The sequence below is a fragment of the Clostridia bacterium genome (genome assembly GCA_035628995.1).
Classification (GTDB): Bacteria; Bacillota; Clostridia; order Lutisporales; family Lutisporaceae; genus BRH-c25.
On the sequence record DASPIR010000023.1, the window covers coordinates 524,492 to 543,151 of the forward strand.

The 18,660-nt window shown below is 41.0% G+C and carries 18 protein-coding genes and 1 riboswitch; of the genes, 3 read left to right on the top strand and 15 right to left on the bottom strand.

Going from position 1 to position 18,660, the window contains the following annotated elements:
• The first annotated feature begins 29 nt into the window (after positions 1-29).
• Together VEB00_09475 and VEB00_09480 are read left to right on the top strand one after the other, a co-directional pair.
• Entirely contained in the window at positions 30-1,145 is a 1,116-nt protein-coding gene (locus VEB00_09475) for an aminopeptidase (protein ID HYF83240.1), read from the top strand.
• Between the two features lie 101 nt (positions 1,146-1,246).
• Positions 1,247-2,362 carry an aminopeptidase gene (locus tag VEB00_09480; GenBank protein HYF83241.1) on the top strand — a complete coding sequence of 372 codons (1,116 nt, stop codon included), beginning with the start codon at positions 1,247-1,249 and terminating at the stop codon, positions 2,360-2,362.
• Between the two features lie 307 nt (positions 2,363-2,669).
• Here VEB00_09480 and ribE (VEB00_09485) read toward each other — a convergent pair whose 3' ends face one another.
• From ribE (VEB00_09485) to VEB00_09505, 5 genes are all read right to left on the bottom strand, one after another.
• Complete coding sequence (ribE, locus tag VEB00_09485; protein ID HYF83242.1) at positions 2,670-3,131, bottom strand: 6,7-dimethyl-8-ribityllumazine synthase; 462 nt, start codon at positions 3,129-3,131, stop codon at positions 2,670-2,672.
• A 30-nt stretch (positions 3,132-3,161) separates the two neighbouring features.
• Positions 3,162-4,358: a bifunctional 3,4-dihydroxy-2-butanone-4-phosphate synthase/GTP cyclohydrolase II gene (locus tag VEB00_09490; protein HYF83243.1), complete on the bottom strand. Its 1,197-nt coding sequence runs from the start codon at positions 4,356-4,358 to the stop codon at positions 3,162-3,164.
• Positions 4,359-4,369: 11 nt separating this feature from the next.
• Positions 4,370-5,002 carry a riboflavin synthase gene (gene ribE / locus VEB00_09495; GenBank protein HYF83244.1) on the bottom strand — a complete coding sequence of 211 codons (633 nt, stop codon included), beginning with the start codon at positions 5,000-5,002 and terminating at the stop codon, positions 4,370-4,372.
• Positions 5,003-5,020: 18 nt separating this feature from the next.
• On the bottom strand, positions 5,021-6,136 hold the full coding sequence (ribD, locus tag VEB00_09500; GenBank protein HYF83245.1) for a bifunctional diaminohydroxyphosphoribosylaminopyrimidine deaminase/5-amino-6-(5-phosphoribosylamino)uracil reductase RibD: 1,116 nt from the start codon (positions 6,134-6,136) through the stop codon (positions 5,021-5,023).
• 144 nt (positions 6,137-6,280) lie between these two features.
• Positions 6,281-6,410, bottom strand: a riboswitch (FMN riboswitch).
• Between the two features lie 68 nt (positions 6,411-6,478).
• Complete coding sequence (locus VEB00_09505; protein HYF83246.1) at positions 6,479-7,525, bottom strand: 5-bromo-4-chloroindolyl phosphate hydrolysis family protein; 1,047 nt, start codon at positions 7,523-7,525, stop codon at positions 6,479-6,481.
• 155 nt (positions 7,526-7,680) lie between these two features.
• Between VEB00_09505 and VEB00_09510 the strand changes: the two genes are divergently transcribed.
• Positions 7,681-7,839: a hypothetical protein gene (locus tag VEB00_09510; protein HYF83247.1), complete on the top strand. Its 159-nt coding sequence runs from the start codon at positions 7,681-7,683 to the stop codon at positions 7,837-7,839.
• Positions 7,840-7,865: 26 nt separating this feature from the next.
• On the opposite strand, the gene VEB00_09515 is transcribed toward VEB00_09510, so the two are convergent.
• The 10 genes from VEB00_09515 to VEB00_09560 all read right to left on the bottom strand — a co-directional run bounded on the left by VEB00_09515 (position 7,866) and on the right by VEB00_09560 (position 18,611).
• The gene (locus VEB00_09515; protein HYF83248.1) at positions 7,866-8,549 is read right to left on the bottom strand and encodes a DUF975 family protein; all 684 of its coding nucleotides are present in this window, start codon (positions 8,547-8,549) and stop codon (positions 7,866-7,868) included.
• Between the two features lie 147 nt (positions 8,550-8,696).
• On the bottom strand, positions 8,697-10,175 hold the full coding sequence (gene spoIVA, locus VEB00_09520) for a stage IV sporulation protein A (GenBank protein HYF83249.1): 1,479 nt from the start codon (positions 10,173-10,175) through the stop codon (positions 8,697-8,699).
• Between the two features lie 106 nt (positions 10,176-10,281).
• Positions 10,282-11,310 (bottom strand): NAD(P)H-dependent glycerol-3-phosphate dehydrogenase, encoded by a 1,029-nt coding sequence (locus tag VEB00_09525; GenBank protein HYF83250.1) that lies wholly within the window; start codon positions 11,308-11,310, stop codon positions 10,282-10,284.
• 77 nt (positions 11,311-11,387) lie between these two features.
• Positions 11,388-12,701, bottom strand: coding sequence for a ribosome biogenesis GTPase Der (der, locus tag VEB00_09530; GenBank protein HYF83251.1), 1,314 nt, complete (start codon positions 12,699-12,701; stop codon positions 11,388-11,390).
• Between the two features lie 61 nt (positions 12,702-12,762).
• Entirely contained in the window at positions 12,763-14,082 is a 1,320-nt protein-coding gene (locus VEB00_09535) for a DUF512 domain-containing protein (protein HYF83252.1), read from the bottom strand.
• Positions 14,083-14,254: 172 nt separating this feature from the next.
• Positions 14,255-14,911: a phosphate signaling complex protein PhoU gene (phoU, locus tag VEB00_09540; GenBank protein HYF83253.1), complete on the bottom strand. Its 657-nt coding sequence runs from the start codon at positions 14,909-14,911 to the stop codon at positions 14,255-14,257.
• A gap of 30 nt (positions 14,912-14,941) precedes the next feature.
• A complete protein-coding gene (gene pstB / locus VEB00_09545) occupies positions 14,942-15,694 on the bottom strand; it encodes a phosphate ABC transporter ATP-binding protein PstB (GenBank protein ID HYF83254.1) in 753 nt (250 codons plus the stop codon).
• A gap of 15 nt (positions 15,695-15,709) precedes the next feature.
• The gene (gene pstA / locus VEB00_09550) at positions 15,710-16,567 is read right to left on the bottom strand and encodes a phosphate ABC transporter permease PstA (GenBank protein HYF83255.1); all 858 of its coding nucleotides are present in this window, start codon (positions 16,565-16,567) and stop codon (positions 15,710-15,712) included.
• A gap of 93 nt (positions 16,568-16,660) precedes the next feature.
• Positions 16,661-17,509 (bottom strand): phosphate ABC transporter permease subunit PstC, encoded by an 849-nt coding sequence (gene pstC, locus VEB00_09555; GenBank protein HYF83256.1) that lies wholly within the window; start codon positions 17,507-17,509, stop codon positions 16,661-16,663.
• 235 nt (positions 17,510-17,744) lie between these two features.
• Entirely contained in the window at positions 17,745-18,611 is an 867-nt protein-coding gene (locus VEB00_09560; protein HYF83257.1) for a phosphate ABC transporter substrate-binding protein, read from the bottom strand.
• Positions 18,612-18,660: the final 49 nt, after the last annotated feature.

Here is an 18,660-nt window from a genome sequence, read left to right on the forward strand (position 1 = left end):
AATGATAGTATATTAACAGGAGGTATGTTATGAAAGACCCTAGAGTATCTATGCTCGCAAAAAATCTTATAAGTTACTCCCTTGAGCTTAAGGCTGGGGAAAACTTGCTAATTGAACTCTTTGATGACGGTGAAGACCTGGTAGCAGAGCTGGTTAAACAAGCCTATAAAGTAGGGGCTAAACCCTTTATCTCTGTCAAGGCGAGAAGGCTGCTTCGTGAGCTCTTATCCGGAACAGATGCTGAACATATGGCACAGGTTGCAAAGTATGAAGCAATGCGCATGAAGGAAATGGATGCCTATATATCTATCAGAGGCTTTAAGAATGCCCTTGAGTATTCAGACATCCCAAGTGGAAAGATGAGCATTTATAGAGCGCAGTGGGTGAAGCCGGTGCACTTTGACATAAGAATACCAAAAACTAAATGGTGCTTGATGAACTATCCGACAGGAGCCATGTCACAAGCAGCGAATATGAGCACAGAACAGTTCGAGGACTTCTATTTCGATGTATGCACTCTTGATTATTCCAAGATGTCCAAGGCTATGGACCCGCTGGCTGAGCTGATGAGCAAGACTGATAAGGTAAGGATAACCGGAGTTGGCACTGAACTGACCTTCTCCATAAAAGGCCTTTCTCCAATAAAGTGCGACGGCAGACTGAACATCCCGGATGGGGAAGTGTTCTCAGCACCCGTCAAAGACTCGGTAAACGGATACATAACCTACAATACCCCCTCCGAATATGAGGGTAAGCTATACGAAAATGTACGCCTTGAATTCAAGGATGGAAAAATAATAAAAGCAACCTCTAATGATACAGAAGCAATAAATCAGATATTTGATACTGATGAAGGAGCAAGATATGTAGGAGAGTTCGCTATTGGTGTGAATCCTTACATAGTAAAACCTATGCGGGACATACTATTTGATGAAAAAATCATGGGAAGCTTCCACTTTACACCCGGCGCCTCTTATGACAATTGCTTCAATGGCAACAAATCCACAATCCACTGGGATCTCGTATGCATACAAACACCAGAATACGGCGGAGGCGAAATCTGGTTTGATGATGTACTCATCAGAAAAGACGGCAGATTCGTACAAAAAGAGTTGGAAGTATTGAATCCTGAGAATCTAAAATAATTCATCCAACATATTTTTTTCATATTTTCGTTGTGTTATAATTTCACTGATTAGTTGTACGTTTAAGTTAAATAAAATCATCTAAAGAGGAGGTTACATAAATGAAGGATCCAAGAATTACGCAAATGGCTAAGAACCTTTTAGGTTATTCTGTAAAGCTAAAGCCCGGAGAAAACGTTCTTATTGAATTTTACGACTCTGGTGAAGAACTCGTTGCCGAGCTTATAAAAGAAACTTATCGAATAGGTGGAAGGCCATTTCTATCAGTTAAGAACAGAGAGCTGATAAGGGAATTGATATTGGGCACAGATGCAGAGCATATGTCTCAAACTGCTCGCTATGAAGCAGAAAGAATGAAGGATATGCAGGCATACATAGGCATAAGGGGAGCCCTTAACTCTTCTGACTGGTCTGATATTCCAAGTGATAAAATGGGTTTATATCAGTCCAAATGGTCCAAGACTGTTCACTCAGAAATCAGGGTGCCGAAGACAAAATGGTGCGTAATGAGATATCCCAACAACTCAATGGCACAGATGGCCAATATGAGCACTGAACAGTTTGAGGATTTCTATTTCAATGTATGCAATCTGGATTACGCAAAGATGTCAAAAGCTATGGACCCGCTTGCTGCGCTTATGAGCAAAACCGACAAAGTAAGAATTAAAGGTGTCGGAACTGATTTAAGCTTCTCCATCAAAGGTCTTCCTGCTATAAAATGCGACGGAGAAGCCAATATTCCGGATGGAGAAGTATATTCTGCTCCGGTAAAAGACTCAGTCAACGGATATATAACATATAATACACCGGCAGAATACCAGGGCTACACTTACGAAGGCATAAAATTGGAATTCAAGGATGGGAAAATCGTAAATGCCACATCAAACGATACCGTGAGAATAAACCAAGTATTCGACACAGATGCAGGCGCTAGATATGTAGGTGAGTTCGCCATTGGTGTAAATCCATACATTATTAAGCCAATGAAAGACACTCTTTTTGACGAGAAAATTATGGGAAGCTTCCACTTCACTCCCGGCAGCTCCTACGACCAGTGCTATAACGGCAACAAATCAGCAATCCACTGGGATCTCGTATGCATACAAACACCAGAATACGGTGGCGGCGAAATCTGGTTTGATGATGTACTCATCAGAAAAGACGGCAGATTCGTCCTTAAAGAACTGGATGTATTGAATCCTGAAAAACTGAAATAGTGAAAGAGGAAGCCTAAAATGGCTTCCTTTAATTTGCACTTTATTAAAGATGTTCTTATGCAACGGGGGAACGGGTACCACTGAACACACGGATGTTCCACGGATTCCTACGGAATAACACGGTTAATTTTTATAATATATTGCGACGTTAGAGAATTTTGATACTTACGTCATTATCGATTATTACTAATGTTTCAGAATATTTTCCCCGCTGTGTATTCAGTGGGTTTCAGTGTTTTTCCGAAGGAAATCCGTGGTACCCGTTCCCCATTTAATACTTCGCATTATTCTGCAATTGTGTACTAAATTATATGCTATTAAGCAGGTTTACCATTTCTATTGCGGTCAGTGCAGCATCAAAGCCCTTGTTTCCGGATTTTGTACCTGCCCTTTCTATAGCCTGCTCAATGTTTTCCGTTGTAAGTACTCCAAATATTATCGGAATGCCCGTAGCTAGCATTACGTTTGCTATCCCCTTGGTTACTTCACTGGAAACATATTCAAAGTGAGGTGTAGAACCTCTGATTACAGCACCAAGGCATATAACAGCATCATATCTGCCTGTCTTTGCCAGCTTCTGTGCCGCCAATGGTATCTCGAATGCTCCGGGAACCCAGCTTATTTCTATGTTTTCCTCATCACAGCCATGCCTTTTCAGCCCATCAATGCATCCCCCCAGCAGCTTGTTGCCAATAAACTCATTGAATCTGCCAATTACAATAGCGAATTTCCTATTACCCGCAATTAAATTTCCTTCATATACTTTCATTTAATTACCTCCTATATAATGAATTTGAAATTATACATTATGGAGCATATGCCCCATTCTTTCCTTCTTAGTGTGCAAGTACCTCTCATTCTTTATATTTGCACCTACCTCTATGGGTACGCGCTCAATTACCTCAAGGCCATATCCAGACAATCCCTTAAGCTTCTTCGGGTTATTTGTAATCAGCCTTAGCTTCTTAATTCCAATATCCTTAAGTATTTGTGCCCCTATACCGTAGTCCCTCAAATCTGCCGGAAAACCCAGCATTACATTTGCATCTACCGTATCAACTCCAGTATCCTGAAGCTCATATGCCCTGATTTTATTAACCAATCCTATACCTCTGCCTTCCTGCCTCATGTAAAGCAGTACCCCTCGGCCTTCCTGCTCTATCATTCTTGCAGCTTCTGCAAATTGTTCACCGCAATCGCACCTTAAAGAGCCGAAGGCATCCCCTGTGAGACACTCCGAATGAACCCTGACCAATACAGGCTCATCTGTAGTTACATCTCCCTTAACAAGTGCTACATGGTGCTCGCCACTTATTGTGCTCTCATAAGCCATTACTCTGAATTCTCCGTATTTAGTCGGCATAAAGGCGTCTGCAGCTTTATAAACCAGCTTTTCTTCATTGCTTCTGTACTTTATCAGGTCGGCTATCGTAATTATCATCAACTGATGCTTTTTTGAGTATTCAATAAGATCCGGGAGCCTCGCCATTGTACCGTCATCCTTCATAATCTCACAGATAACCCCTGCAGGGTAAAGCCCTGCCATTCTTGCAAGATCCACTGCGGCTTCCGTGTGTCCTGCTCTTTTAAGGACTCCGCCTTTTCTTGCCTTTAAAGGGAATATGTGCCCAGGCTTAGTCAGGTCCTCCGGACTTGTACCGGAATCCACCAATGCCTTTATTGTATCTGCTCTCTCAAAGGCTGATATACCGGTAGAACAGCTTCTGCAATCAACAGATACAGTAAAAGCAGTTTCCTTCGCATCGGTATTATTGATGGTCATAGGTTCTATCTTTAGCTCCTTAAGCCGTTCCTCAGCCATAGGAACACATATCAGTCCCCTTCCATGCATAGCCATGAAATTTACAGCTTCTGGGGTAGCTTTGGAGGCTGCCATCAAGAGATCCCCCTCATTCTCCCTGTCTTCGTCATCAACAACGATTATCATATTTCCTTTTTTCAAATCTTCTAAAGCTTCTTCAATTCTATTAAACATACCTATCCCTCCTAAAAACCATTTTCCATCAAGTACTCCAAAGTAACACCACCCCTAGAGCTCTTGTTCTCTCGACTAATTAACTTTTCAATGTATTTTCCAATAATGTCACATTCAAGATTCACTTTATATCCGACCTTCCGATCAGGCAATGTAGTATAATCCCTGGTGTGCGGGATAACTGCTATTTTGAAGACCCTATCATCCACGTACTGTACTGTGAGGCTTATGCCGTCAACCGCAATTGAGCCCTTGTGTATTATATACTTTAGTATTTCATCACTCGCTTCAATTGTGATCCAAACTGCATTATCCTCCTTTTTCATTTCATATATCGTACCTGTTCCATCAATATGCCCCGATACTATGTGTCCTCCAAATCGCCTCATTGGTGAAAGAGCCCTTTCCAAATTGACAGCGTCTCCAGGCTTAAGATATTTAAGATTTGTTGCCCTTATTGTCTCAGGCATAACATCAGCATCAAAGCAATTTCCCTTTATTGCAGTGACTGTAAGGCAGACTCCATTAACACTAATGCTGTCTCCTATCAAGGTCCCTTCAAAAATATCGCTGCATTCCACAGCAAGACTCACTGATTTTTCTCCCTTTCTTATCCCCCTTATACTCCCTATTTCCTCCACAATTCCAGTAAACGTGTCAAATCACTCCTCCCAAGGTACATTTACATATCCCTCAATTAATACATCATGACCAAACGTAGTAACGTTTTGATGTTTAAGCCTATAGCCATCACTTATAGAGTCAACTCCAGCTCCCATGACAGGCGTAGGTGCAGCTTTGCCTCCTATAATTACTGGTGCAATAAAGAACGCCACCTTGTCAATGAGCCCTTCCTCTATGAATGCTGAAGCCACTGTGCCTCCGCCCTCCACCATTAAGCTGTCTATTCCCCTTTTGTACAGCTCCTCCATGAGCTGCCTTATATCTACTTTCCCATCCTTTTTATCAGTGATAATTACCTCTATGCCCCTACCCTTCAAATACTTCAGCTTTTCTTCTGTCATGTCTCCTGTCGCAGCTATAATAGTCCTTTTATTTTCATCTGTTTCAAGCACTTTTGCATCAGCTGGTATTCTGCCCTTTGAATCAACTATTATCCTTACAGGATTCCTTGTTTTAATTCCTTCAAGTCTTGTGGTCAGCTCAGGATCATCTTTTATTGCAGTGTTCACTCCTACAAGTATGGACGAATACTTATTCCTCAAATTATGGACATACTCCCTTGATTGTTCACCGCTTATCCATTTGGAATCTCCGGACTTTGTCGCTGTCTTTCCATCCAGGGTCATTGCTGATTTCAGAAGTACAAAAGGTGTCTTCTTAGTTATAAACTTAATAAAAATATCATTGAGTTTTAATGCCTCAAGCCTATTGATCCCCACATCAACCTGTATGCCGCTGTCCTTCAAAAGCTTTATCCCCCGCCCTGCCACTAAAGGATTGGGGTCCTCCATTGCTACAACAACACGTTTGAACCTTCTTTTAACCAGCTCTGCAGCACAAGGAGGCGTCCTTCCGAAATGTGAACAAGGCTCCAAGTTCACATATATAGTCGAATTCTCTACATCCTCACTTGAATTCCTAATGGCATTAATCTCTGCATGAGCCTCCCCGGCTCTCTCATGCCAGCCTTCTCCTATGACTCTCCCCTCTTTTACGATGACTGCGCCGACAAGTGGATTGGGACTTGTGCTGCCGCTGCCTCTCGCAGCTAGTTCCAGTACTTTCTTCATGTAAAAGGAATCATCCAATACCATCACTCCCTCCGCATCTATTATTGGCTAGTATTCCATAATTGTGTCTGAAAAAAACTAAGCCCTGAAGTAAAATCACTTCAGGGCTTGATAGTTAAACACATATGCCTACAAAAAAACCTGGCATAAGCCAGGGTAGTGTTTAAAATACACCTTCTTCCATCCAGACTATACTGTCGGCTTCGGAATCTAACCGAATCTGCTAATGAAGCATAAGCTCCATTGGCTCGCGGGCTTTACCGCCGGTAGGGAATTACACCCCTCCCTGAAGATTTACAATTTATTTAATTCTTTATTATTATAACTGTAGTTAATATCTTTGTAAAGAAGCAAAGCATAATAATTCTAATTGCTGTTTTTTATTACATTGATTTCTGCTTTAAGATGCATCATGTCCTTCTCTAAAAGCTTTTCACACAAATCTTTGAAAATTCCATCTATGTCAGTGAAGGATTTTTCTGTCTCTGCCACCAGCTTGCTTACTTCCTCCGAGGATTCCTCAAAGTTTGATAACCTAAGGTACTTCTTAACTATTTCACCGAAGGCATTGAGATAATAATAGAAAAACTTCCTTACATGAGTAAGGCTCTCAGGATTTGTCCTGACCTCTCCAATTATCTTTTCCCCTGTGCAGCAGATAGCTTCTGTTCTCGCTCTTATTTCAGCATCTTTTATCTTGTCAATATCTTTTCTTATCTCAAAGAGCTGCTCGAAGGCATCTTTTATAAGCTTCTCTACAGACTCATTATCCTTAGACTCTTCTTTGTCTTCTTCTACCTTCTGCTCCGCAGCCCTTTTCTTGAAGCTTCCTGAAATGCCGGATATAACTCCCGCCACCATCATGAGTCCAAAGCCCGCTGCAAATATTGCACCGGCGTAGAGCAGCTTGCCCATTGCTAAAGCCACTATCGCGGGTATTATTGTAAGTATGAACAATACAACGTAGAAATCCTTATTATGTCCCTCATTGGAATGCTTTCCCTTCTCTGCTGCCGAAGCTGCCCCTTGCGCATTGTTGTTTTCGGGCTTTTTAAACTCTCTTACATTATCAGCCGCTTTATTAACTTTAGTGTCTTCTGCTTTTTTCGTAAAAGCAGCCTCTTGCTTTATATCGTTTACGGTATAGCGCACATTTTGCTTCTCAGCCGCAGTCTTTTGCGGGGCATTTTTTACATTGTCTGCACTTTTAGAGCTTGACCCTATACCCGAAAGCACTCCAAACAAAACCTGAAATACTACCTCAACAATTTTGAATGCTAAAGTAATAGAAAAAGATATTATGCCAAATATTAGCCCTACCAAGGAACCGGCACCTCTATGGCAACCGCTGCCGTGATTTCTTCTCATATCATCAAATTCCCCATTCTCGTGTTCCCATCTCCTGCGCCCCATTATAATCCGCTCCCGTCAAAGATTTTACTTTACATATCTATATACTGCAGTTGTCCCCCATTTGTTTCAAAAATTTTAAAAAAACTTTTATGTATTAATCCTATTCTTATCCGCAAAATAATAAATAGTATACTTTTATGAAAGGAGCTGTTGCATTGAAGGATTCAAAAGAAAAAAAGACATATACTACAAGCAGTACCGGGCATATTGACGAAGGAAGAAATGAAACTACCAGGATTACTTATACCGATTCAATTTCAGTACCGGCATCAGAGAACACCCTGGAGAAAAACAAAAAAGAAGGAAGAAAGTGATAGGTGCATGCACCCATCACTTTCTTTTATCCGTTATAGCTTTCTTTCAAGTCCAGATAAAAATTAGCCTTTGCTGCTCTGTAGTAAGGGATTGCATATATCATGCCCAATCCTAAGGTCACAACGCCTAATATGAACCACCCCAGGAAGCCCAGCCACATTTCCAGAAATCTCATCTTGTGGCCATTCATCATTTCCTTGCTTCTTGTTATTGCTTCCAAAGCTCCTATCCCAGGATTGTCATTTACAATAAAGTAAGCCATAGAATATTTTATCGCCGCAATAATGCCTGGAACTATCAAAAGCAGTGTCCATAATACTGTGAAAACCATAATGAAAAAATTTAAAACAAAGTTAGTCTTAAACAAACTAAAACCCGAGAACAACTCCGAGAACTCAGCATGTTCGTGTCTTGCGAGCTTCAGGAAAAAAGCCGCAACACCAAAGTAAATCGGTCCTCCAATTATAAAACTGACAAGTGACATGAGCCCGTTAAAAGGATTACCTCCATTTGGAACTCTTACTAAGTTTCCATTCTCCATAATAAACTTAAATGAAGCACTTGCACCATTATTTGATATAAAAGCTTCTACCAGAAGCCATGCCACCACACATACCGCTATAGCTATAAGCCATTTGCCATCAAGGTTTTCCTTTGCCGTAGTTTTCAGCTCTATGGAATCCCTATATCTTTTAATACCGTCTGTCATCGTATACACCCCTTAGATTAAAAATTAATTAGTTTATTTATCCATATCTAGATACTACCAAATATACAAAAATGTTTCAAACTATTCGAAAAAAAATTAGGCGTTTCGGTCTGGATAAGCCGGAACGCCTGGTACTGCTTCAATTCTCTATATAATTATGCATATCAGACTGCCCTTGGTATCATTAACAACCTTCTGCAATGTAATCTGAAGCTTATTCTGGATATCGTCCGGCATCTTATACAGCTTGCTCTGCAGCTCCTCCTTGACCATATCGTACAAGGATTTGCCAAACATGTTTGATTCCCATATCTTCTGCGGGTTGTTCTCAAATTCTTCCATGAAGTATCTGATGAACTCTTCGCTTTGCTTTTCCGTCCCAACTATAGGAGCTATTTCTGTCTCGATATCTGTTTTTATAATATGCAGGGATGGAGCACTTGCTCTCAGTCTGACACCGAATTTGCTGCCCTGCTTCACAATCACAGGTTCTTCGAGCTTTATTTCATCCACAGACGGAGCTACCATGCCATAACCGAACTCTTTTACATCTGCTAATGCAGCTTTTACTTTATCATACTCACGCTTAGACTGAGCCAGTTCTTTCACAAGGGCTATAAGCTGATAGTCCCCTTCGAGACTATATCCGGATACTTCGCCCAGGATTCTAAAGAACAGACCATCTTCCAAGTTTACAGTTATGTTTACTACACCCTCGCCCAGTCTCATATCGGATATTTCTATTGCCTTGATATTTTCTGCACCGTCAAATCTCTTTAATGCATCATCAACATCCCTTATTTTATTAACTTCACTGAGATTGCTTCTGATATTGCCAACTATGCCCTTCTTAAGCCAGTGCTCCAGATCCAATGTATCCATCCAGCGAGGTATATGGAAATTTATCTCTCTTGCCGGGAATTCAAAGAGCACCTTCTCAAGGATAGCATCTAAGTCACCCATTTCCATTTTTAAAGCATCAACTATTATTACAGGAGTATTGTATTTGGTCTCCAAGGCCTCCCTGAGTTCAACGGTTTCCTGCGCCTTGGACTTTGCAGAATTAAGTACTATTATGAAGGGTTTTTCCAGCTCTTTTAGCTCCTTTATAACCCTTTCTTCAGCTTCTATATAACTCCTTCTCGGAAGGTCTGTAATGGAGCCATCAGTGGTCACAACAAGACCTATTGTGGAGTGGTCTGATATAACCTTTCTGGTTCCAATCTCGGCAGCCTCTTCAAAGGGTATGCGGTTCTCAAACCATGGAGTGTTGACCATTCTTGGACTGCTGTCTTCCAGATGTCCTAGAGCACCTTCCACCAAGTATCCGACACAATCAACAAGCCTTACCTTGAATTTTGCATTCTCCCTTAAAGACAGTTCAATAGGTTCATTGGGTATGAATTTGGGCTCTGTTGTCATTATAGTCTTCCCATTTGCGCTCTGAGGAAGCTCGTCACGAGTCCTTTCCCTCTTGAAGTCATTGTCCATGTTGGGAAGTACGAGCAGATCCATGAATCTCTTGATGAAGGTGGATTTGCCGGTTCTGACTGGCCCCACAACTCCTATGTAAATGCTGCCTTCAGTTCTCTCTGCTATATCGCGATAAACATCGTATCCTTCCACACTCTTCCCTCCTTAATATGTTGAAATAATTGCATAGACACTTTCTCTAAATATATATGTGCATGTGTAATTTTTATTACAAAAAAAATGAAGCACCTCAGGTGCTTCACCAATCAACTACACTAAATTCCGCAATGTCTTCCATCTCATGGGTCTTGGATCTCATGGTCAGATTCATTACTGAATCCCTTATATTCGCTTTATTGAAAAGCAGATTGTATATTTCCTGGGTAATGGGCATCTCCACCTTCTGCCTTTGAGCCAACTGGTATGCGGATTTAGTAGTTCTTATCCCCTCTACAACCATCCTTGTGCCCTCTAGCACCTCTTCTACTGATTTGCCCTGGCCTATGGCTATCCCTGCCCTTCTGTTCCTGCTGTGCATGCTTGTACAGGTTACAATCAGGTCCCCTATCCCGGACAAGCCTGCGAATGTGGTACTTCTGGCTCCTAAAGACTCACCAAGTCTAGCTATCTCAACAATGCCTCTGGTCATCACTGCAGCTTTCGTATTGTCACCCAGTGCAAGACCATCAATAATCCCTGCGCCTAAAGCGATTATGTTTTTGAGTGCTCCCCCAAGCTCAACCCCTACTATGTCAGGGTTGGTATATACTCTGAACAAGGGAGTCATAAACAAATCCTGCACGTATTCAGCCACTGCCCTTTTCTGCGAAGTAGCAACTACCGCAGTGGGTATATCGTTTGCCACTTCTTCTGCATGACTTGGTCCCGAAACCACAGCTACCTCATTTTCCGGCATGAATTCCTTTATAATCTCAGACATCCTAAGTAAAGTATCGTTCTCAATTCCCTTAGTCAAGCTGACTATCACCTGTTCTTTAGATGCGAAGTTTTTCATCTGACCGCAAATATCCCTCATAGCATGGGAAGGAGCTGCAATTATTGCTGCTTCACTATCCCTGCAGCAGAATTCCATATCAGAGGATGCTATGATATTACCCGGCAGAACTGTGCCGGGCAGGTACTCAGGATTCTCTCTCGTATTCTTAATCTTGTCAACAAGTCCATTATCTCTTACCCAAAGCTTTACATTCAAGCCCTTCTTTGCCAGGAGCACTGCTATGGCTGTACCCCAGCTGCCAGCTCCGACAATAGAAATCAGGTTGTCCATTATATTCCCTCCTGCTCTGTCTTCGTCTTACGTCCAAGCTTTGATTCTTTTAAATAAGCATTGTGCCCCCCACTTTTCTATTCCCTCTTTCTCAACAAGAATCTTATAGGCGTTCCTTCAAAGCTGAAAGCCTTTCTAATCTGGTTTTCAAGATATCTTTGATATGAGAAATGTATTAGAGACGGTTCATTGACAAAAAGCGCAAAGGTTGGCGGCTTCACAGATACCTGTGTGCCATAGTATACCTTAAGCCTTCTGCCTCCCGAAATAGCAGGCTGATTCATAAGTATGGCCTCATTAATTACGTCATTTAATACGCCTGTAGAAATCCTCATAGCATGCTGATTTGAAACATGGTTGATAAGCTCCAGTACTTTATTTACCCTCTGCCCTGTCAGCGCAGATATAAAAATCATCGGAGCATAATCCATGAATGAAAGCTCGTTCTTTATATCCGCTTTAAACCTATCAATAGTCCTGTCATCCTTTTCCACTACATCCCATTTATTGACAACTATAACCACTGCCTTACCCTGATCATGCACATAACCGGCAATCTTGCTGTCCTGCTCGCTGACGCCTTCCTTTGCATCTATCAGCATGAGGCATACGTCTGCTCTTTCAATAGCAGTAAGAGACCTTACTACACTGTATCTTTCAATGTTCTCAAATACCTTGCCTCTTTTTCTCATTCCTGCGGTGTCTATAAATACATATTTGCTATCCCCTACAGTGAAGGGAGTATCAATCGCATCTCTTGTAGTGCCGGGAACATCGCTTACTATTACCCTTTCCTCACCAAGTATCTTATTGACCAGTGAAGACTTTCCTACATTAGGCTTGCCCACTACGGCAACTTTAATTGTATATTCATCGTATGTCTCTTCACCCTCAGGAGGAAAGTTCTTTACTATTTCATCCAGCAAATCACCAAGACCTAAGGCCTGGCCTGAGGAAATGCCCATAGGCTCTCCCAGACCAAGATTGTAAAATTCGTAAATATTATCCTTAAACTTTGGTGCATCAATTTTATTAACAGCTAAAATGATATTCTTCTTCGTCCTTCTCAGCAGATTGGCTACCTCTTTGTCAGAAGTGGTTATCCCTTCCTGTCCGTCTACAAGGAAAACAATAACCTCCGCAGTTTCTATGGCTATTTCTGCCTGCAGCTTCATCTGCCTCATCATTGTATCTTCACTGTATGGTTCTATTCCGCCTGTATCAATGAGGGTGAATTTATTATCCAGCCACTCAACCTCTGTATAAATCCTGTCTCTTGTCACTCCCGGATGGTCCTCTACTATGGAAATCCTCTTTCCTGCCATTCTGTTAAAAAGAGTAGATTTTCCGACATTAGGACGTCCTACTATTGCAACTACTGGCTTTGGCAAATTGCCCCACCTCCTAGATGGGCGAACAATGTTCGCCCCTACATTATGTTATACTAATAATTTAAAGGGATATTATTTTCTTAACAAGATCGCTTCCGTCTTCTTTGCATATTGTTACCTTTACACCAAGCTCTTTCTCCAGTTGGTCAATGCTGACATTATCAAGAAAGATTGTCTCATCTCTTTTAAGCATGCACTCTGGTATAAATATATCACTTCCAATAGCTTTACCCTTTAGATGTTCCATTATGTCTTTTCCTGTCAACAGTCCGGCTACTTTCACACCCGGACCGAAGAAATCGTTTACTATTGGAAATATGCTTATCTTGAGGTCTTCAACGCTGCTTTCAATTTTTGAAGCCGCTATGGCCAAGTTAGGTGCAGCATACTCTCCTGTAATTAATGATACTTTTCTTTGTTTTTTATTATAGCTCCCCAGGTTTTTGAGGGATTCCTCAACCTCTTCATTGAAAAGTGTTATCAGCCCTACGCCGTTTTCCAGCTGACTGAAGCCTTCATATTCATCATACTTAGGCAACCCCTTCCCCGAAATCAGAAAGAACTCGTCAGACAGAAATACAAATCTGGTGGTCAGCTCGGTCAGAAACTTTCCCTGAAGTTCTCTTACCTGCTCAATTACTGCTGCAGCGGAGACCTCATCATATTCCTTGAGCTCGTAAAGACCATGTCTATGTTTGGTTATCCCTGCAGGAACAACTGCAACACAGCTCAACTCAGGGTACAGGGCAGACAAATCCTTGAGTGTCTCAGAAAGATGATTGCCATCATTCACTCCAGGACACAGGACTATCTGTGCTTTGACTTCAATCTCACCTTTCTTAAGCTTTTCGAGATAGTCCATCAGCTTTCCTGCATTTTTATTGTTCAGCATCATTTTCCTGAGCTCTGGGTTTGTTGTATGCACTGATACATTTATCGGGCTTATTCGGTATTTGATTATCCTGTCTATTTCCCTTTCACTGAGGTTAGTCAACGTCACAAAGTTACCCTGCAAAAAGGACAGCCTTGTATCATCATCCTTAAAATACAAGGTTTCTCTCATTCCAGAAGGCAGCTGGTCTATAAAGCAGAAAATGCACTTATTATGACATGCCTTTGGCTTATCAATGATTCCTTCGAAGACAATGCCTATATCCTCGTCATATTCCTTTTCAACCTCATATATCCATATCTCACCATTACCATGCTCTACTTCTACTTCAAGAAACTCATCAGTTGTCAGATACTTATACTCAAGTATATCCTTAATGCCTGCACCGTTTATTGTTATCAATTTGTCTCCCTTTTTGATGCCAAGCCCATCTGCTATACTTGAAGGACGCACTTCAATTATATCTACGCCCGTATTCACCAATTTCATTTCCTCCTTAAATATAAAACGGTTTTCTTCATTACTTAGGTATGATTCCTGATGCTCGTCAACTTTTACATAATATTATATCATACCAGTTTTATATTATACTACAGTATTTCGACATGAGCCATAGCAACAGCAGTAAATGAAAAAAAAGGATGTTAGCCGCAACACCCTTTTAATCGTTCAAATCCACATGTTCACTTGTCACAGAATAGATGATGCGTTCACAGATATTAGTCACATGATCGCCTATTCGTTCAAGATATCTGCTAATTAACAGGAAATTAGTCGCTTGGTGGCTGGTCTTGGGATCCTCCATCATAATAAACAGCAGCTCCCTGAAAATCTGCTTGTACAGAGCATCAACCTCATCATCCCATTTTGCTACTTCACGTGCTTTTTCCGTGTCTAAATGTACATAAGCATCTATGCTTCCTTTTACCATCTTTACGGCAATTTCAGCCATTCTTGGTATGTCGATAAGTTCTTTTATATATTTCTCATCTGCAAGCTTTATCGTTATTTTTGCAATATCCACTGCATAGTCCGCTATTCTCTCCAGGTCAGTAATTATCTTAAGCGCTGTGGCGATAATCCTCAGATCCTTAGCTAGTGGAGATTGAAGTGCAATAAGTTTAAGGCACTTGTCCTCCACTACAAACTCCATATCATCTATTAGATCATCATTCTTTATAACCTTCTGCGCCAGCTCAACGTCCTGAGTTTTAAGTGCCTTTACAGAGTCACCAAGTAACTCTTCAACCATGCTGCTCATTTTTAAAAGCGATACTTGCAGATCTTGCAGTTCCTGATCAAAATAATTCCGTGTCATCCTAGCACCTCCATTTTGCTTCAATATACTTTATCCAAATCTTCCTGTTATATAATCCTCTGTTCTTTTATCCCTTGGTTTATAGAACACATTCTCTGTCAAATCATATTCTACTATTTCGCCATTTAGGAAAAAGGCAGTATAGTCGGAAATACGTCCTGCCTGCTGCATGTTGTGTGTTACGATTACTACAGTATAATCCTTCTTAAGATGCTCCATCAAGTCTTCAATCTTAAGAGTGGAACCTGGATCAAGAGCTGAGGTCGGCTCATCCATCAAAAGCACCTCTGGTTCTACAGCAAGTACCCTGGCAATACATAATCTTTGCTGCTGCCCACCGGATAATCCCAAGGCCGACTTCTTAAGCCTGTCTTTTACTTCATCCCATATTGCTGCACTTTTGAGGCTTTTCTCAACCAACTCATCCAGCTTTCTCTTATCTCTGACTCCGTGAACCCTTGGTCCATAGGCTATGTTGTCATAAACCGACATTGGAAAAGGATTAGGCTTCTGGAATACCATCCCTACCCTTTTTCTTAATTCTATCACATCATATTTATGAATGTCAGCACCATCCAACGTTATTTTCCCGTCAATCCTCACTCCGTCGATAAGATCGTTCATCCTGTTAAGTGTTCTCAAAAATGTTGACTTGCCGCAGCCTGAAGGTCCGATAAAAGCTGTAACTGCGTTCTTAGCTATATTAATGTCAACATTCTTAAGAGCCTGGAAGTCTGTATAAAATAAATTAAGCTTGCTAACCTCAATCTTGTTTTCAATCATTTTTTTCTCCCCCTGCTATGCTTTCATAAAATGCTTTATCAACCTGTTGGCTGAAAAGTTTATAATAAGCACTGTAATTATAAGAACTGTTGCCGTTGCATACATATTGCTCTTTGATAATCCCTCTGAGGCAAGTATATATAGGTGCACTGCCATTGTCCTGCCAGGTCTCCAAATTGAATTGGGCAGTCCCAATGAGCTTCCTGCCGTATATATAACTGCCGCTGTCTCGCCTACCACTCTGCCTATGCCGAGTATGACCCCTGTGAGTATCCCTGGGATTGCAGCAGGCAGCACCACCTTGAATATTGTCTGCCATTTGGTGGCTCCCAATGCAAGGCTGCCTTCCCTAAATGACCTGGGGACCATTTTTATTGCTTCTTCTGAAGTTCTTATTATGGTAGGCAATATCATAAGCGTAAGTGTAAGACCTCCTGATACAATTGAATACCTGAATTTTAAAAATACAACAAAGAAAACGTATCCGAAAAGTCCAAAAATAATGGATGGTATTCCTGCCAGGGACTCAGTTCCAAATCGTATCAGCCTTATAACAGGGCTTTCCTTGGCATACTCTGTTAGGAAAATTGCAGCACATATACCTATCGGTGCAGCAATTATCAGAGAAAACAGCGCAAGATAGATAGTCGTTATTATTATAGAAAATATACCGCCCTCTTTGCCCATTTCTGCAGGTTCCTGAGTCAGGAACTGCAGGCTCAAATGACTGATTCCGTTTACAAGCACGGTTCCCACGATTGCCACCATCACTAACACAGTTATGATTGCAGCTGCCCAAAGAAATGCAAATGCCAGCTTCTCATTCTTTTTGATTTTATTTACGCTGCTCGAAGTTATATTAGAATCTGTCATTTTATTCACCTACCTTTTTATTTAAATCGCGGAAATGTATATGGACTTTTTTAAGTTTCCGCGATGTTCGCTGCGGAAACAAAATGCAAAATATTATTTTGCATTTTGTCTGGGTATCAGGTTTGCAGCTATGTTAAGCAGCATTATAAAAGCGAAAAGTACAACCCCGGTAGCAAATAAAGCCTTCTGATGCTGTCCACTGGCATAGCCCATTTCAATACCTATATTGCCTGTGAGAGTTCTGACTGATGATAATATGCTTTCAGGCACAAGTGGACTATTACCTACTATCATTATCACCGCCATTGTTTCCCCTATAGCCCTGCCCATTCCTAGTATTACTCCCGCGATTATTCCTGACCGTGCTGCAGGCACAATAACATTCCTTATTGACTGCCAGTGGGACGATCCTAAAGACAGCGATGCTTCCTTATAATCCCTTGGTACTGACCTTATAGCACTTTCAGATACACTGATTATTGTCGGTAGAATCATAATTGCTAATATTATACTTCCTGCCAGCACACTAAAACCTTGGTTGTTGAACATCTTTCTTATTAAGGGGACAATTACTGTCAAGCCGTATAATCCAAATACAACTGAAGGTATTCCTGCCAAGAGCTCTATTCCTGGCTTTATGACTGCTGCTATTCTGGGCTTTGCCAGCTCTGCAAGAAACACTGCGCAGCCTATTCCTATAGGTACCCCCAACACCAGTGCCCCGGCTGTAACAAGCAGTGATCCGATAATCATTGGATATATCCCATAAATTCCTTGTGTCGGTGCCCATTTTTGACCTGTAATAAACTTCAGAATACCGACCTTCTGAATCACGGGGTAGCCCTCATTGATTATGAAGTATGTAATCAATATAACTCCAAGTACAGCTATTAATGCACTTATAAAAAGTATAAATTGTATCACCCGCTCATAGCCCTTCATATTCACTCCCCCTTTTTGTACGCATTTGATTATATGATGTGCATTTATGTAGTTTTTAAAAATGTTTTATATACCTTCATATTGATTGTAATACAATACCTCAAACGAGTTATTAATTGACTGTTAATTGAATGTTAAGTAAATGTTAAGTTGAAATTTACATAAATTATAAGCTTCTGACTGTTGGGTTCAGCCAGAAGCTCAGCTAGGGGTAATTATTTTGGTTTTGTATTATCTATTTTACAGCTTTGAGGTAGCCGTGCTTAGCAACAACGTCCTGTCCATCAGGGCTGAGTATGAAATCCATGAAGCTCTTTGACAGACCTGTTGGTTCTGCATTCGTAAGCATCAGGAATGGTCTTGATATCTTATATTCTCCAGCATAGATATTTTCTTCTGTACATGTTTTTCCGTCTACACTTATCAATTTTACATCCGTTTTGTCTTTTGCTGAACCGAAAGAAGCATAACCGATAGCATTAGGATCACCTACTACTGTTGTCATTACTGCTCCTGTTGAACCCTGGGTTATGGCTGATGCAACTGTCTTGTCCACCTTCTTGTCACCCTCTGTTACTTCAATCTTCGTAAGCTCTATGAATGCGCCCCTTGTTCCTGAGCCTTCTTCTCTTGTTACAACTGTTATTTTCCCCTCTTTGCCTCCAACATCTTTCCAGTCAGTGATTTCGCCATTATAAATCTTCTTTATCTGTTCCATTGTGAGATTGGTAATTCCGTTTGCCGGATTTACTATTACTGCTATACCATCAACTGCTATTTTGAATTCCTTGAGTGACTTTTCTTCAGTTTTAAGATCTCTTGAAGACATTCCGATATCTGCTACTCCGTCAATAGCTGATTTTATTCCAACACCTGAACCACCACCCTGTACATCTATTGTAGCATTAGGGTTTTTTGCCTTAAATGCCTTTGCAAGCTCATCAGCAAGTGGCTGTACTGAGGTAGAACCGTTTACTGTTATATTTCCATTTACACCTTCACCTGCCGGCTGGTTTGTGTCTGTTGGTTTTGCGCACCCAGTCAAAACACCTATGAGTAATATTGCTGCACAAACTAGTACTAATGCCTTTTTAATGTTCATTTAATAATTCCTCCCTAAACTTCATTTTATTATTTTTTTCTTTTCACAA

Coding starts and splice junctions, on each gene's coding strand:
- VEB00_09490 (HYF83243.1), bottom strand. CDS start 4,358: ATGTTTAATAGAATTGAAGAAGCTTTAGAAGATTTGAAAAAAGGAAAT.
- VEB00_09525 (HYF83250.1), bottom strand. CDS start 11,310: ATGGACAACCTGATTTCTATTGTCGGAGCTGGCAGCTGGGGTACAGCC.
- VEB00_09505 (HYF83246.1), bottom strand. CDS start 7,525: ATGGGGCGCAGGAGATGGGAACACGAGAATGGGGAATTTGATGATATG.
- ribD (HYF83245.1), bottom strand. CDS start 6,136: ATGGTATTGGATGATTCCTTTTACATGAAGAAAGTACTGGAACTAGCT.
- pstA (HYF83255.1), bottom strand. CDS start 16,567: ATGACAGATTCTAATATAACTTCGAGCAGCGTAAATAAAATCAAAAAG.
- VEB00_09560 (HYF83257.1), bottom strand. CDS start 18,611: ATGAACATTAAAAAGGCATTAGTACTAGTTTGTGCAGCAATATTACTC.
- pstB (HYF83254.1), bottom strand. CDS start 15,694: ATGATTGAAAACAAGATTGAGGTTAGCAAGCTTAATTTATTTTATACA.
- phoU (HYF83253.1), bottom strand. CDS start 14,911: ATGACACGGAATTATTTTGATCAGGAACTGCAAGATCTGCAAGTATCG.
- ribE (HYF83242.1), bottom strand. CDS start 3,131: ATGAAAGTATATGAAGGAAATTTAATTGCGGGTAATAGGAAATTCGCT.
- VEB00_09480 (HYF83241.1), top strand. CDS start 1,247: ATGAAGGATCCAAGAATTACGCAAATGGCTAAGAACCTTTTAGGTTAT.
- VEB00_09515 (HYF83248.1), bottom strand. CDS start 8,549: ATGACAGACGGTATTAAAAGATATAGGGATTCCATAGAGCTGAAAACT.
- VEB00_09475 (HYF83240.1), top strand. CDS start 30: ATGAAAGACCCTAGAGTATCTATGCTCGCAAAAAATCTTATAAGTTAC.
- VEB00_09535 (HYF83252.1), bottom strand. CDS start 14,082: ATGAAATTGGTGAATACGGGCGTAGATATAATTGAAGTGCGTCCTTCA.
- pstC (HYF83256.1), bottom strand. CDS start 17,509: ATGAAGGGCTATGAGCGGGTGATACAATTTATACTTTTTATAAGTGCA.